The sequence below is a fragment of the Paenibacillus sp. FSL H7-0756 genome (genome assembly GCF_038006765.1).
In the GTDB taxonomy this organism is placed as follows: Bacteria; Bacillota; Bacilli; order Paenibacillales; family Paenibacillaceae; genus Paenibacillus_AQ.
The window spans coordinates 115,155-130,996 of the sequence record NZ_JBBOVT010000001.1 but is presented as its reverse complement, the minus strand read 5'-3'; the positions used below and the strand labels follow the sequence as shown (position 1 = coordinate 130,996).

Annotated in this window: 10 protein-coding genes; all 10 read left to right on the top strand. The window is 55.2% G+C overall.

Annotated features, from left to right (window positions below; genetic code table 11):
* Window positions 1-142 precede the first annotated feature (142 nt).
* The 10 genes from NST04_RS00530 to NST04_RS00485 all read left to right on the top strand — a co-directional run bounded on the left by NST04_RS00530 (window position 143) and on the right by NST04_RS00485 (window position 15,722).
* Complete coding sequence (locus NST04_RS00530; RefSeq protein ID WP_341182721.1) at window positions 143-1,558, top strand: extracellular solute-binding protein; 1,416 nt, start codon at window positions 143-145, stop codon at window positions 1,556-1,558.
* Window positions 1,559-1,714: 156 nt separating this feature from the next.
* On the top strand, window positions 1,715-4,624 hold the full coding sequence (locus NST04_RS00525) for an extracellular solute-binding protein (protein ID WP_341182720.1): 2,910 nt from the start codon (window positions 1,715-1,717) through the stop codon (window positions 4,622-4,624).
* A gap of 72 nt (window positions 4,625-4,696) precedes the next feature.
* On the top strand, window positions 4,697-5,602 hold the full coding sequence (locus NST04_RS00520) for a carbohydrate ABC transporter permease (protein WP_372238099.1): 906 nt from the start codon (window positions 4,697-4,699) through the stop codon (window positions 5,600-5,602).
* Window positions 5,603-5,607: 5 nt separating this feature from the next.
* A complete protein-coding gene (locus tag NST04_RS00515) occupies window positions 5,608-6,471 on the top strand; it encodes a carbohydrate ABC transporter permease (protein WP_036700030.1) in 864 nt (287 codons plus the stop codon).
* A 19-nt stretch (window positions 6,472-6,490) separates the two neighbouring features.
* Window positions 6,491-7,933, top strand: a complete 1,443-nt coding sequence (locus NST04_RS00510) for a tetratricopeptide repeat protein (RefSeq protein ID WP_341182719.1) — start codon at window positions 6,491-6,493, stop codon at window positions 7,931-7,933.
* On the top strand, window positions 7,920-8,543 hold the full coding sequence (locus NST04_RS00505) for a Yip1 family protein (protein WP_341182718.1): 624 nt from the start codon (window positions 7,920-7,922) through the stop codon (window positions 8,541-8,543). The genes NST04_RS00510 and NST04_RS00505 overlap by 14 nt, the downstream gene beginning before the upstream one ends.
* Window positions 8,544-8,561: 18 nt before the next feature.
* Entirely contained in the window at window positions 8,562-11,102 is a 2,541-nt protein-coding gene (locus NST04_RS00500) for a DUF5696 domain-containing protein (RefSeq protein WP_341182717.1), read from the top strand.
* Complete coding sequence (locus tag NST04_RS00495) at window positions 11,102-12,001, top strand: carbohydrate ABC transporter permease (RefSeq protein WP_209877854.1); 900 nt, start codon at window positions 11,102-11,104, stop codon at window positions 11,999-12,001. The genes NST04_RS00500 and NST04_RS00495 overlap by 1 nt, the downstream gene beginning before the upstream one ends.
* 22 nt (window positions 12,002-12,023) lie before the next feature.
* Entirely contained in the window at window positions 12,024-13,037 is a 1,014-nt protein-coding gene (locus NST04_RS00490; RefSeq protein WP_081751074.1) for a carbohydrate ABC transporter permease, read from the top strand.
* A gap of 15 nt (window positions 13,038-13,052) precedes the next feature.
* Window positions 13,053-15,722: a glycoside hydrolase gene (locus NST04_RS00485; RefSeq protein ID WP_341182716.1), complete on the top strand. Its 2,670-nt coding sequence runs from the start codon at window positions 13,053-13,055 to the stop codon at window positions 15,720-15,722.
* The last annotated feature ends 120 nt before the right edge of the window (window positions 15,723-15,842 follow it).

Sequence of the window (15,842 nt, the reverse complement as noted above, 5' to 3'; positions counted from 1 at the left end):
CTTGGATCATTTCAATCTTGGATCATTTCAATCTTGGATCATTTCAATCTTGGATCATTTCAATCTTGGATCATTTCAATCTTGAATCAGTTCAATCTTGGTTTGGCTTAACATCACTGAAATTAGGGGAGCGTGGCGAACAGTGAAACAGTTAAAGAAGAAAAGCTCGGCTTGGCTCATGCTGCTGACAGCCGTAGTTACACTTGTAACCGGTTGCAGCGGCGGGAATAATGCGGCTGCACCGGCAACACCGGCGGCGGAGGCGACTCAGGCTCCGGCAGCCAGTGAAACGCCAGCAGCGGCAACGGAAGCGCCTTCGGCAACACCGGCTGCAAATCTGAACGGGCGGGAGATCCGCATTTCCCACTGGTGGGATGCCACTCCTGTCGGGGATTCAGAGGCAGATGAGCTTGCCCGCGAGCGGATCAAAGCCGTGGAAGAGAAATACAACGTCAAGATTAAATACCTGAATACAGAGTATTGGTCCACCGCCGAGAAGCTGTCCTCTTCCGTTATGGCAAGCGATCCGTTTGCCGAGATTGTCCGGCTGCCGGACGGCTTCATCTGGGGCCTGATGCATGGCGGCTTCCTTACACCGCTGGATGATTATCTGAAGGATTCACTCATCGATCAGAGCGTGATTGATTCCATGCGCTTCGGCGGCGACAAGGTCTATGGCCTGGAGAGCTGGTACAGCCCGAACGACAGCGGCGTGTTCTACAACAAGCGTATTTTCAAGGAAGCAGGCCTGAAGGACCCGCAGCAGCTGATGGATGAGGATAACTGGAACTGGAATACGATGCTTGATGCGGCGAAGAAGCTGACGATTGACAAGAACGGGGACGGGAAGATGGACCAGTACGGTCTGGCCGGAGCCCATTATGTAATCTCAGAGCTATTGATCGCCAGCAACGGCGGCAAAATCTATGACGAAGCTACCCAGAAGGCGGTCTTTGACTCACCGGCATCGATGGAAGCGCTTAACTTCTTTCATAAGCTCTATACCCAGGATAAGGTATTCAAGCCTAACGAGGGCAATGACTGGGAAGATCCGGCTAAGTATTTTGGAGAAGGAACGGTGGCTATGTATCCGGGCGGTCTCTGGGAAATCGAGGGGCGTATTCTCGGCAAGATGAAGGATGAATGGGGATATGTCTATATTCCAAAAGGCCCGCAGGCCGATAAGTACTACGATCCGCTGGGCCAGACAGCAGCCTATGCCATTCCCAAAGGGGTCAAGGATGCGGATACCATCGTGAAGATCTGGGAGGATCTGCAGCCGTTCGACAGCTGGCAGGAGAACCGCAGATTGTCGATGGAGAATGTTTTGCCGGATGAAGCCTCTATCGCCAATGCGATGAATGATGAAGGTAAGGTGGAGCGGGTCTTCGGCGGACGTTACGGCGGTCTTGGCGTCAAGGATCAGCTCGATAAGGTGACTGAGAAATTCCTGAAGGGCGAGATTACACCGTCCACCGGGGTGGCCCAAGTCATTGGAACGGCGCAGGCCGCAGCCAAGAAGGTACTGAGCGGTGAGCAGGATAAAGAGAAGAAATAGGGAACAGGACAGCTTATAACAAGGGCAATACCTGCTTGTCCTGCGAAGTACCTGCTGTGTTAGTCCGCAGAATCGGCAGCCGCCCTTATAGGGCGGCGTAGCCGTGTGCACCTGTATCACTCTTAATTTGCAAGTCTGCTAGAGGAGGGAACCCGAGTGAGAATATCATTATCCCGGCGGATGATGAACCGGACGCTTGTAACCGTCATGCTGATCTCCATGATGGCGCTGCCTGCGGCAAGTGCAGAGCTGCCTGCTGCCCAGGCACAAGGTGTGACGGGGAACGGGCAGGAGATGCGGCAGCCGCCTGAGGGCAGCTATGAGCATTATCTGCAGCAATACGAGGGCGGGGAGCAGCCCCGTGAAGAAATTATGCTGAAGGGAGCCGATTATACCGGGGCCGAGGGGATGAGCCCGGAGGTGCTGACGGAGCTTGGCGGTGAGACGGGAAGATACGTCAGAACGGAGGAGAGCGGTTCAGTGGAATGGCAGCTGGATGTGCCGAAGTCCGGGCTGTACCACATCTCTGTCCGGTATTATCCGGTGAAGGGCAAAAGCTCGGCGATTGAACGTGAGCTGCTGATCGACGGCAAGCTGCCGTTCACCAGCGCCCGCAATCTGTCCTTCGGGCGGATCTGGGTCAATGAGAGCCCGGTGATCCAGCAGGATAACCGGGATAACGATCTCCGGCCGCGCCAGATTGAGGCCCCGGCCTGGCAGGAGACCCTGCTGAGAGATACGGAAGGCTACTATGAGGAGCCTTACCAATTCTATCTGTCGGCCGGAAGGCACACTTTGGCGATGGTATCCAGCAGAGAACCGATGGTCATCGACTATATTAAGCTGCACAGCTACGCTGCACCCGCTGCCTACGCAGAGGTGAAGCAGAGCTACGAGGCCAAGGGATATAAGGCCACCAGCGGGCACGCGGTGAAGGTGCAGGGGGAAGCGGCGGCCTACAAGTCCTCCCCGACCCTGTATCCGGTCACAGACCGCTCAAGCCCTTCAACAGAGCCGTACGATGTCTCCAAGATCAGAATGAATACCATTGGCGGCAACAACTGGCGGGTACCGGGCCAATGGATCGCCTGGGAGGTGGAAGCGCCGGAGGACGGTCTGTACAACATCACCATCAAAGGCCGGCAGGAGCTGCTAAGAGGGATATATTCCACACGCTCTATGCGGATTGACGGAGAGATTCCGTTCCGGGAGATGCTGCAGATTCCGTTCTACTATGATTCGGATTGGCAGATGAACCGGCTGGGGAACGATGAGGAGCCTTATTTATTCTATTTAAGTAAAGGGAAACACGAATTGCAGCTGGAGGTCAGCCTTGGAGCCATTGCGCCGCTCTTGCGCCAGGTGGAGGCCAGTGTGCTGGACATTAATGCGATGTACCGCAAAATCCTGATGATTACAGGCAATGTGCCGGATCCGTACCGCGATTACAGGCTGGAGGAGCAAATCCCGGATATGACGGCGGTCTTCCGTGAGCAGAGCAAGATTCTGTATGGTGTATCGGAAGAGCTGGTCCGGCTTACAGGGGAAAAGAGTGATAAAACCGCAACCTTGAATAAAACTGCCTATCAGCTGGCGGACATGGCCGATAAGCCGGAAACGGTGCAAAAGCGGCTGTCGCAGTTCAAAATCAACGTGGGCAGCGTAGGCTCCTGGATTCTGGAGGTACGGGAGCAGCCGCTGGAAATTGATTACCTGCTGCTGTCTTCGCCGGAAGTGAAGCTGCCAAAGGCGAATGCTTCCGGGTTCAGGAAGCTTGTGCATGAGGTGTCGTCCTTCACCCATTCGTTCTTCGAGGATTACAACACCATTGGCAATACCACGGAGAACGGAGAGACCATTGATGTATGGATCGGAACCGGCCGCGACCAGGCGCAGGTGCTGAAGGCAATGATTGATGATACATTTACCCCGCTCACCGGCATCGGTGTCAATCTGAAGCTGGTGAGTCCGAATGTGCTGCTGCGCGCCTCGCTGGCCGGGGAAGGCCCGGATGTGGCGATGCAGGTCGGCAATGATATGCCGGTGAACTTCGGGATGCGCAAAGCGGCAGAGGATCTGTCGAAGTATCCCGGCTATGAGGAAGTGGTGAAGCAGTTCAGAGACAGCGCGCTCGTGCCGTACCGGTTCGAGAATCAGGTCTTTGCCCTGCCGGAGCAGCAGATCTTCAACATGCTGTTCTACCGGAAGGATATTCTGCAGGAGCTGAATCTTGAGCCGCCGCAGACCTGGGATGAGGTATATGCAATGATTCCGGTGCTGCAGAAGCACCGGATGGATATGGCGCTGCCGCTCGCGCAGACGACAGGCGTGCCGGTGCTGGAGGTCAACCGCGCCTATGCCATGCTGCTCTATCAGATGGGCGGGTCCTTTTATCTGAATAACGGAGCGAAGAGCGGACTGGATACAGAGACCGGGCTGGCTGCCTTCAAGGACTGGACCAATTTCTATACCAGCTACAAGCTGCCGCTGATCTTCGACTTCCCGATGCGGTTCCGCACCGGCGAGATGCCGGTCGGCATTCAAGACTATACCTTCTATAACTATCTGAGCGTATCCGCGCCGGAGATTAAGGGGCTATGGGAATTCATTCCGGTTCCGGGCACGAAGCAGCCGGACGGCAGTATCCGCAGGGATGTGGCCAGCGGGGGCACCGCCGCATTGATGCTTAAGCAGGCTAAGAACAAGGATGCCGCCTGGGAATTCATGAAGTGGTGGGTAGACAAGGATTCGCAGGTCCGCTTCGGCCGGGAGATGGAGGGCCTCATGGGCGCGGCTGCGCGGTATCCGACCGCCAACGTTGAAGCGCTTAAGGAGCTGCCGTGGCCGACAAGCGATTACCGCCATCTGGAGGAGCAGTGGCAATGGGTGCAGGGTGTGCCTGAGGTGCCGGGCGGTTACTTCACGGGCCGACATCTGGACAATGCGCTGCGCGAGGTCATCAACAATGGAACGAATACCGCCGATGCCCTGTACGATTATGTGCAGGAGATCGACTATGAGATTGATCAGAAGAGAGCAGAGTTCGATTTGAAACGAAGGGAATAGGGAGGGACTCTTGTGCAGAAAGTCAAAAATACGGCCGAACCCTTGATTCAGCCCCGGCTGTCCCCTTCCGGGCTGCGTAATTACTGGGCATTGTTCGGCAAGGATGTGCGGCGGGATAAACACCTGTATATCCTGCTGGCTCCATATATGGTGCTGTTTCTGTTGTTTACCGTGCTGCCGGTGGTGATATCGATCATCTTCAGCTTCACGCACTTCAACATGCTGGAGATGCCGCGCTGGATCGGCTGGGAGAATTATTCCAAGCTGCTCTGGAACGATGATGTGTTCCTGATCGGGGTCAAGAATACGCTGATTTTCTCAGTGGTTACCGGACCGGTCAGCTATATCGCCTGTTTTCTGTTTGCCTGGCTGATCAATGAGCTGAACCCCAAGCTGCGGGCGTTTATGACCCTGATCTTTTTTGCGCCGTCCATTTCGGGGAATGTATTCTTCATCTGGCAGATTATCTTCTCCAGTGACTCCTACGGGATTATCAACGGCTTTCTGATGCAGCTTGGTGTAATTTATGAGCCGATCCAATGGCTGCAGGACCCCAAGTATATGCTGGGGATCATCATGCTGGTACAGCTCTGGCTAAGTCTGGGGACCAGCTTCCTGGCCTTCATCGCCGGACTGCAGACCGTTGACAAGACGTTATATGAAGCAGGGGCTGTGGACGGTGTCAAAAACCGCTGGCAGGAGCTGTGGTTCATTACGCTGCCTTCCATGCGCCCGCAGCTGATGTTCGGCGCGGTCATTCAGATCACGGCGTCGCTGGCAGTTGCCGATGTAGCTATGGCGCTGGCAGGCTTCCCGAGTGTGCAATACGGGGCGCATACGATTGTAACCCATCTGGTGGACTACGGTACGATCCGCTTCGAGATGGGCTATGCCTCGGCGATTGCCACCGTGCTGTTCGTGATGATGCTGGGCAGCAATCTGATTGTCCAAAAGCTGCTGAAGAGGGTGGGTGAATAAGCGGGATGAAGCTGGCGATACGTCTGAACAAAAAAGTAAACCGTTCCTGGCAGGTCGATGCCCTGCTGTTCCTGGCCCTGGCCGGATTCGGATCATTCATGGCGATTCCGTTAATTTATGTCATTAACAATGCGTTCAAGCCGCTGGATGAGCTGTTTATTTTCCCGCCTACGCTGTTTGTACGCAATGCCACGCTTGAGAACTTCGCCAATCTGTTTCAGGTGATGAAGAATTCCTGGGTGCCGTTCTCCAGATATATATTTAACACCGTATTCATTACCGCCGCCGGTACAGCCGGGCATATCCTGCTGGCCTCGGCGGCGGCTTACCCGCTGGCAAAGCATAAATTCCGCGGCTCTAAGGTGCTGTTCACCGTGGTTGTCCTGTCGCTGATGTTCTCGCCGCATGTCACCGCGATACCGAACTATATGATTATGTCCGCTCTGGGCTGGATGGACACCTACCAGGCGGTTATCGTTCCTGCCTTTGCCTATCCGCTGGGACTCTATCTAATGAAGCAGTTCATGGAGCAGATCCCGGATGCGCTGCTGGAGGCGGCGAAGATTGACGGGGCAAGTGAATACCGCATTTTCTGGCAGGTCGTCATGCCGCTGGTGAAGCCGGCCTGGCTGACGCTGCTCATCCTGATGATGCAGATGCTGTGGGGCACGGACGGCGGCAGCTTCATCTACAGCGAGCAGCTCAAGACGCTGCATTACGCGATGGGCCAGATTATTCAGGGCGGGATCGCCCGTGCAGGAGTCGGGGCCGCAGTAGCGGTGATTATGATGACGGTGCCGATTGTGACGTTCATTCTGTCACAGAGCAATGTGATTCAGACGATGGCTTCGTCCGGCATGAAGGACTGAAGCGATGGAGGCGTTAGGGTTGAGAATAAAGTCATCGATACTGGTGCTTGTATCCGTGCTGCTGCTTGTGAGCCTGTGTCCAAGGCCGGCCGGGGCTGCGCCGTATGAAGGATATACCTACTCCTACTGGGGCGAGGCGGTTCAGTCGCCGATTGCCTATCTTCCTTCGAGGGCCATCGGCGGGCTAGAGGCAGGAACAGGAGCCTGGAATGCTCCGGGGGACCTGTTCGTTTCGGCGGAGGGGCTGCTGTACGTGCTCGATTCCGGGAACGGGCGGATTGTGGTGCTGGATAAGGAGTGGAACACACTCCGTGTTATCGAAGGCTTTCAGAACGGGGAGAAGAAGGACAGCTTCAATAACCCGGAGGGACTCTTCGTTACGGACGCCGGCCGGATCTACGTGGCAGATACGGAGAATGGGCGGCTGGTCGAGCTGGACGGCACAGGGACCTTCGTGCGGGAGATTGGACCGCCGAAGGCGGATGTGATCGGAGCGGGTTTTGAATATTTTCCGCGGAAGGTGATTGTTGATAAGGCGGGCCGCATCTATGTGGTTGGCAGAGGGGTCTATGAAGGGCTGATCGAGTTCGACAGCGACGGGCAGTTCACGGGCTTCATGGGCACGAACAAGGTGCAGTTTGATCCGGTGGATCTGTTCTGGAAGTCGGTATCGACCAAGGAGCAGCGCGAGAAGATGGTGCAGTTCATTCCGCTGGAATTCAATAATACCGATGTCGATGAGGATGGCTTCATCTATACCACTACAGTGGATAAGAAGACCTTTTCTCCGGTAAAAAGACTGAATCCCTCCGGCATCGATGTCCTGCGGGTCAGCAAAGAGATCCCGCCCATCGGCGATCTGAGCCGGGACCGCTCCGCCTTCATTGATATTGATGTGACCGGAAACGGAGTCTACCGGGTACTGGACTCCACGCGCGGGCGGGTGTTCACCTACAATGAGGACGGCAAGCTGCTGTATGTCATCGGTCAACTAGGCAGCCAGCTCGGTACCTTCAAGAACCCGGCGGCGGTGGAGAGCTATGAGAATGCAATCTATGTACTGGACCGTGATCTGGGGAGAATTACCGAGTTCACAGTGACTCAGTTCGGCAGCATGGTCAATGAAGCCAACACCCTGTACAGCTCCGGTAAGCATGATGAAGCCGCTAAGCTGTGGCGGGAGGTGCTGAAGCTGGATGCCAACTATGAGATGGCGTATGTCGGCATCGGCAAATCGCTGCTCCGCCAAGGCGAATATAAGGAGGCTATGACTTATCTGAAGCTGGGTAATGACCGCGAATATTACTCCAAGGCGCTTGGGAAATACCGCAGGGAGTATATGCGCGATTATTTCAGCCTCTATATGACCGGAATAATAGCCGTGCTGCTGGGCGGCTACGTCATCGTCCGCCTGGTAAAGTGGCCGAGAAAGGAAGGGAGGGTTCAGGATGCCGTTTCTTAAGGACATTAAATATTCACTGCATGTAGCAGTGCACCCCTTCGATGGATTCTGGGATCTGAAATACGAAAATAAGGGCAAGCTGCGCATGGCACTGGGCATTCTTATGGCCCTTACCCTGACTATGATTGTGAAGCGCCAATATGTAGGCTATGTGGTCAATTATAATCACCCGCTTGCACTGAACAGCATCAATGAGCTCAAGTATATTATTTTCCCGTTCCTGCTCTGGTGCCTGGCGAACTGGTCCCTGACGACGCTGATGGACGGGGAAGGGAAGTTCGGAGAGATCGTCATTACGACAGGCTACGCCCTGCTTCCGCTGATTCTGATCAACATTCCCAATATCCTGCTCAGCAACGTGATCACGCTGCGGGAGGCTTCCTTCTATCATTTGCTGGATGCTCTGGCCACGCTCTGGTTCGTATGGCTCTTGTTCATCGGGACCATGACCGTTCATCAGTACACGGTGCTCAAAACGATTACAACCATGCTGCTGACGCTGGCTGTGGTGGGCATCATCATCTTCCTGGGCCTGCTGTTCTTCAATCTGATCCAGCAAATTGTCAGTTTTGTCTATACCGTCTACCAGGAGCTTTCACTTCGCGGATAAGAAAGGAGGAGCCAGGCTTTGAAGAAGAAGCTAACCATCATTGCAATTGTACTTATGCTCAGCGGGGCAGCCGTTCTGCCTTACGCGGACTTGGCGGAATCCGCACCTGAAGCGGAAGCGGCGGTACAGTTTGAAGTGCAGAGCGGGCAGAATACCCGCACCCCGGAAGCGCCGGAGCTATCCGCAGATCTGAAGGCGGCCCTGGACAACGAGTATTTGACCCTGTATCTGAATCAGACGACTACGGAGGTTGCCGTTAAGGATAAGAAGAGCGGAGCGATCTGGTATTCTAACCCACAGGACCGTGAACAGGACGCTGTTGCCACCGGCTATAACAAATCCAAGCTGAATGTGCAGGTAGAGCTGACCTACTATGACAGTAAGGGCAATCTCATGAACTACGACAACTACACCCACAGTGTGCAGAGTGGCCAGTTCACCATCGAGGAATCAGCCGATAGCCTGAACATCGTGTACACACTGGGGGAGGTCAAGAGCAACATCGACGGCATTCCCAAATACATCAGTGAAGAACGCTTCCGTACCCTGATCATCGGCCGCCTTGAGAAGGAGAGCGACAAGAAGGAGATTGAGAAGCGGTTCAGGTACGATGAATCGAGTAAGCGGTATGAGCGAAGAGATACCTCCTTCAAGGGAGTGGGGCTGAAGAAGGTAACCACCTTGTTTGGGCAGATTGGCTATGATGAGGCGCAAATCGCCATCGATAAAGCCGCCTACGGTGAAGAGGATGACGGAGCCGCCCTGGTGACACTTCCCCTGGAATACCGGCTGGACGGGAAGCAGCTGAAAGTAGGCATCCCGGGCGACAAGGTGCGGTATCCGGATACCATGCACATTCAGACATTGTCGCTGCTTCCGTTTTTTGGGGCGAGCGGGACAAAGGATGAAGGCTACAGCCTGGTGCCGGACGGCTCCGGGTCACTGATACACTTCAATAATAACAAGCTCTATGCTACCCCTTACCGTACAGCGATGTACGGGCCGGATGCTGCGCTGACCCAGCTGGGGCAAGTGCAGAAGGAGGAGACCGCAAGGCTGCCTGTATTCGGCATGAAGGTTGAAGACCGGGGCTTCCTGGCGGTGATCGAGAGCGGGGACGCGGTTGCGGCTGTGGAGGCAGATGTCAGCGGGCGGCTGAATCAGTATAACAATGTCTTCTCCAGCTATACGCTGGGCAGTCTGGAGGAAGTGACACTGACCAACGGCTGGCGCTCCAGTACAGTGAAGCAATTTCAGGCGGGGATCTACCCCGGAGATATCACTGTAGCGTACAGCTTCCTTGATCAGGAGGAAGCCAGCTATTCAGGTATGGCCGCGCATTACCGGGAGTACTTAATCGAACATACCGGGATGGCAAGGCTGGACGGGACAGAGAACGTTCCCTTTTACCTGGAATTGATCGGCGGCATTCCGAAGAAGAAATTCTTCCTGGGCATTCCTTACAGCGCTTATGAGCCGCTTACCTCCTTCAAGGAGGCCAAGGCCATTCTGGAGCAGATGCAGGAGAAGGGGATCGGGGACATTCAACTGCGGTATACCGGATGGTTCAACGGCGGCATCAACCATAATTACCCGAAGGGCGTATCTGTAGACAGCAAGCTTGGCGGGACCGGTGGGCTTAAGGAGCTGCAGGCCTACGCACAGGATAAGGGGATTACACTGTATCCCGATGCTTCTTTCCTGCAGACCTTTCCGGAAGCCAAGGGACTCCGCAAGTCACAGGCCTCCCGGCTGATTACGGGTAAGCTGGCGCATACGTATCCCTTCGACTTCTCCATGCTGAAGCTGGATGTGCAGGAGCCCTCCGGTTATGTCGTCAGCCCCCGGGTATTGCCGGGTGTGGTAGACGGCTTCCTTGGGGATTATGCAGAGCTTGGAGTAGACGGCTTGTCCCTGCGGGATCTCGGCAGCGGGCTGAATTCCGATTTCAATGCGGAGGAACTGGTTGACCGCCAGCAGGCCGAGGGAATCGTCAAGGAGCAGATGGAGCGTATGAGCAGCTCGGTGCCCCGCCTGATGGTGGAAGGCGGCAATGCGTACGCGGCTCCCTTCGCCCGCCATATAGTGGCTGCGCCCATGCAGAGCAGCGGGTTCAATATTACGGATGAGAGCATCCCTTTCTTCCAGATGGTATACCACGGTTATCTGCAATATGCCGGAACTGCCTGGAATATGGCTGACGATCAGGATGCATCGCTCAGTCTGCTGAAGGCGCTGGAGACCGGGAGCGCACCGTATTACACCTGGTTCTATGCTGATCCTTCCGCGATCAAAATGACGGGCTTTGGCAGCCTCTACTCCGCCGATTACCGCAGCTGGATTGACCAGGCAGCCGGGCAGTATCAGGCGTTGAGCCTTGTGCTGAAGAATGTCCAGTCCCAGACGATCAGAGAGCATAAGAAGCTGGCGGAAGGTGTCTATCAGACGACTTATGAAGCAGGCACCACGATTATAGTCAATTACAACCGTGCGCCGGTGAGTGTGGGCGGAGTAACCATAGACGGACGGAATTACCGGGTAGGAGGTGAGCAGCCATAATGAAGCTTAAGAAGCTGTCCCTGGAGCAAAAAAACAGATATTACGGCCTGTACTTTATTCTTCCCTGGTTCGCGGGCTTCTGCTTCCTGTTCCTGACGCCGCTGCTGTCTTCCCTGCGGTTCAGCCTCAGTAACCTGCAGGTCAATGATGAGGGCTTCACGCTGAAGTATATCGGACTCGCGAACTTCCGGGAGGCGCTGTTCTCCCATGAATCCTATGTCCGGACATTAACGGAATCCGTGATGAATATCGTGCTGAACACCCCGCTTATTCTGATTTTCAGCCTGTTTTTCGCCGTGCTGCTCAATCAGAAGTTCCATGGCAGGGTGCTGGCCCGGGCCATCTTCTTCCTGCCGGTCATTCTGGCCTCGGGCATTATTGCCAGCATTGAGAACGGGGATCTGATGCAGTCCGTTGTGCGCAGCGCCAGTGATTCCACGGGCGGAGGCCTGTCGGTGATCAAGAATCTGGAGCTGACCACGCTGCTGATCGAATCCGGTCTGAGCCCCACCGTGGTGCAGTATCTGACTGGAGCGGTGAGCCGGATCTATGAGATTGTCAGCCAATCGGGCGTGCAGATTCTGATCTTTTTGGCGGGGCTGCAATCGATCTCCCCTTCCCTGTATGAGGCGGCGAAGATTGAAGGCTCCACAGGCTACGAGGCCTTCTGGAAAATTACGTTTCCGATGATCGGCCCGCTGATCCTGACGAATCTGGTCTATACCATCATCGACAGCTTCATCAGCGACCAGACCAGCCGCATGGTGGTGGATACAGCGTTCAAGAGCTTCAATTTCGGGCTGAGCGCAGCCATGTCCTGGATGTATTTTGCTATCATCGCGCTGCTGTTGTGGGTAACGACGGCGCTGATCTCACGTAAAGTCTTTTATCAAGACTAGCGGCTTGGAAGGAGGAGCATTCATGAAGACAGAGACCGCAGCAATGCCGCACCGCTCTAAGAAAGAGCAGCTGCACCGGCTGGCTTCGGCCGCCTATTGGGTGGAATTTTCGAAAAAATGGTTGTGGGTGATCGCCCGTTTTGTGCTGGTCTTCGGCATATCGTTCGTCATTCTGTACCCGATCCTGCTGAAGCTGTCGATTGCATTCAAGAGTATGGACGATTTGTATGATTCCACCGTGATCTGGGTACCGCAGGCGTTCACCCTGGAGAACTTCAGGCTCGTATTCAAGGCGATGAACTATCCGGCAGTACTGCGGAATACCATGCTGTTGTCCTCAGCGGTCATGGTGCTTCAGACCATCATCTGTGTGCTGGCCGGTTACGGCTTTGCCCGGATTAAGTTCAAGGGGAGCGGGCTGCTGTTCGCGGCAGTGATCTTTACGATCCTTGTCCCCTCCCAGACAATCATGATCCCGCTGTACCTGCACTTCAAGAACTTTGACCTGTTCGGCCTGATTGAGCTGTTCACGGGGAAGCCGGCGAATCTCATTAACACGTATTGGCCGTTTATTATTTCTTCTATGCTCGGGATGGGCGTTAAGACAGGGCTGTATGTCTATATTTTCCGCCAGTTCTTCAAGGGCATTCCACGGGAGATTGAGGAAGCGGCCTATGTGGACGGAGCAGGCTATTTCACCACCTTTGCGCGGGTGATTCTGCCCAATGCCATTCCGTCTATGGTAACGGTGATGCTGTTCTCCTTCGTGTGGCAGTGGAATGACTCATTCTTCACCAACATGTATCTGAATGAACCGAAGGTCATGTCATCGATGATGTCATCGGCGGGCTATGGCATTGCTACCTACATGACCGGTGGCGGCCAGGCGGCGAATTCACTGGTTCAGGACCCGTTCTTCATGTCCATGATGATGAATACCAGTGTGCTGATGGCGATTCTGCCGCTAATTATTCTCTATGTATTCGTTCAGCGGCATTTCGTAGAGAGTGTGGAGCGGTCCGGTCTGGTCGGTTAGGAGGAGGATAGGAGCATGAAGCGGCTGGCAGTTACGGCGGTTATCGGCGTTGTTCTAGTATGTGTTGTAGTTGTAATTCTGTTCAGTAATAGGAAAGAGGAGGAAATCCCTGTGCAGCACCAGAAACCGCCGGATGCGGCAGTGAAGATAGACGGCAATGTCCGCTATCAGACTATCGATAACTTTGGCGCGTCCGACGCCTGGTCCATGGACCCCCTGGGGAAGGAGTGGACCGAAGAGAATAAGAACAAGGTGGCTGATTTGCTGTTCTCACGTACCGAAGGAATCGGGCTGTCGGCCTGGCGCTTCAATATAGGCGCAGGCTCGGTAGAGACCGATCAGGCGATCATTCCAGATCCGTGGCGAAGAACGGAAGCCTTCAAAATAACGGAGGAAGCGCCGTACGACTGGAGCAGGCAGGCAGGCCAGCAGTGGTTCCTGCGGGCGGCTAAGGAGCGCGGAGTCGAATCCCTGATTGCTTTCGTCAACAGCCCGCCGGTCTGGATGACCCGCAACGGCCATGCCCAGCCTGATCCGGAGGTAGGGTCCAGTAATTTGAAGGAAGGCTCTGAAGCTGCCTTCGCCTCCTTCCTGATTGAGGTGCTGGAGCATTTCAAGCAGGAAGGGCTGGAGTTCGATTATATCAGCCCCGTTAACGAGCCGACCTGGGACTGGAATCATGCGCAGCAGGAAGCCAGCCGGTACAACAATGACGATCTGAAGCGGGTGATTCTGGAGCTGCATGCCCAGCTCCGTGCCAGCGGGCTGGAAGCGCAGATCAGTGCCCCGGACGGGGTGGAGATTACCTCTCTGCTGGATGATGAACACTACCAGGAATTCACGGGCAGCGGCGTCTATTCCAGCGGGGCTAACAGCCTCGGGCTGGGGAAATACCGTGAATACATTAAGGACCTGCTGGGTGATCCTGTGCTGAAGGAAGCGGTAGGCAACAAGATTGCCTCGCATTCCTACTGGTCCGATTACAGCCATTCCGGCGATGACCGCCTGGTGAAGCTAAGACAGCTGCTGGAGCGCAATCTGAAGCAATATGATCCGCAGGCCAAATACTGGGTTACCGAATACTGCATTATGGGCGATTACGGCCCGGGGCGGGATTTGGGGATGGAGCCGGCACTACAGGTGGCGCGCACCATCCACTTTGATCTGACGGAGGCGAATGCAGCCGCATGGCAGTGGTGGACCGCAGTGTCCAAAGTAGATTACAAGGACGGCTTGCTGTACACCGACTACAATCAGCCTGGAGACGGGCAGAACATCCTGACCTCGAAGATCCTGTGGTCGCTAGGCAATTACAGCAAGTTCATCCGCCCCGGAGCGGTGCGGATTGCGCTCTCCGGTCTGAGCCAGGAAGCCGGAAGTGAGCTGCTCGGCTCGGCTTACGTGCACGAGGAGGAGCAGAGCATGACGGCGGTGCTGGTGAATGACGGCCTGGAGGAGAAGCGGGTGCAGCTCACCTTGAGCGGACTGGGACTGAAGGCATCTGCCTTGCGTTCCTATGTAACCAACGCGCAGCTGGATCTAGCCCGCGGCGAGGATGTGGCCGCTGATGTAGCTGCTGATGGGACAGCAGATGGGGAGCAGGTATTCCAGGCCGTTATCCCGGCCAAGTCGGTGGTGACCCTGGTGGCAGGCGGGCCGGAGCTAGAGGAGCAGGCAGGCCAGCCGGGTGAGGTTGCCGGAACTCAGGTTACCGGGACTCAAGCTGCACAGGACATTCCGGCGGCGGCGGACTATGCGGGCTATCTGTTCAGCTATTTCACAGGCGAAGGGACCGGGGACGGCGAGCAGGTATACTTCGCCCTCAGCGAAGGCAATGACCCGCTGCATTGGCAGGAGCTGAACGGCGGGAAGCCTGTGCTAATCTCCCCCTTGGGCAACAAGGGAGTCAGAGATCCCTTCATCATCCGTTCACCTGAAGGTGGACAGTTCTATCTGATCGCCACCGATCTGAAGATCAACGGCAATTGGGATTGGGGCGCAGCCCAGACACAGGGCAGCCGGTCGATCATCGTGTGGGAATCGGATAATCTCGTGGACTGGTCGGAGCCTTGGGAAGCCAAGGTCTCTCCAGAGGAAGCAGGGAATACCTGGGCACCTGAAGTGATCTATGACCAGGAGAGCGGGGAATATATCGTATTCTGGGCCTCGCGGATGTACGCCGATTCCGCTCACACCGGGGACGCCTACCAGACAATCCTGTATAGCAAGACACGCGATTTCCGCGCGTTCACAGAGCCGCAGGTCTATATGGACTACGGGTATTCGATCATTGATACCACTATGGCGGCATATAACGGGAAGATTTACCGATTCACCAAGGATGAGCGCGAGCAAGGCCCGGAATCCCCTTTTGGCAAAATGGTGTTCCAGGAGTCCCTGGATTCAATATTTGCGCCTGAGGTGAAGCTGCTAAGCGGGAGTGTCGGCGGACTAAAGGGCATTGAAGGGCCAACCCTGTTCAAATCCAATACAGAGAAGAAGTGGTATCTGTTTGTGGATGAATTCGGAGGGAGAGGGTACATCCCGCTGGAGACGGAAGATCTTGATTCGGGTCAGTGGACGGTATCCACTGATTATGAGCTGCCGGCCAGCCCCCGCCATGGAACGGTAATTCCGGTCACCCGGCGTGAGTACGACGCTCTGAACGCCAAGTTCAGGCAGTGAATTCAGCCTGGCTTAGCGTGGCAAGTGGAAACGGCATTGCCGTCCTTTTAAAGGACGGTACCGTTTCAGCGAGAAATAGAAGGATAATTTAGCATGTGCAACATCTAAATTCTTATATTT

What these genes read in the sequence shown, in the direction of transcription:
- NST04_RS00515 (WP_036700030.1), top strand. Translation starts at nt 5,608, where the DNA reads ATGAAGCTGGCGATACGTCTGAACAAAAAAGTAAACCGTTCCTGGCAG.
- NST04_RS00505 (WP_341182718.1), top strand. Translation starts at nt 7,920, where the DNA reads ATGCCGTTTCTTAAGGACATTAAATATTCACTGCATGTAGCAGTGCAC.
- NST04_RS00495 (WP_209877854.1), top strand. Translation starts at nt 11,102, where the DNA reads ATGAAGCTTAAGAAGCTGTCCCTGGAGCAAAAAAACAGATATTACGGC.
- NST04_RS00490 (WP_081751074.1), top strand. Translation starts at nt 12,024, where the DNA reads ATGAAGACAGAGACCGCAGCAATGCCGCACCGCTCTAAGAAAGAGCAG.
- NST04_RS00485 (WP_341182716.1), top strand. Translation starts at nt 13,053, where the DNA reads ATGAAGCGGCTGGCAGTTACGGCGGTTATCGGCGTTGTTCTAGTATGT.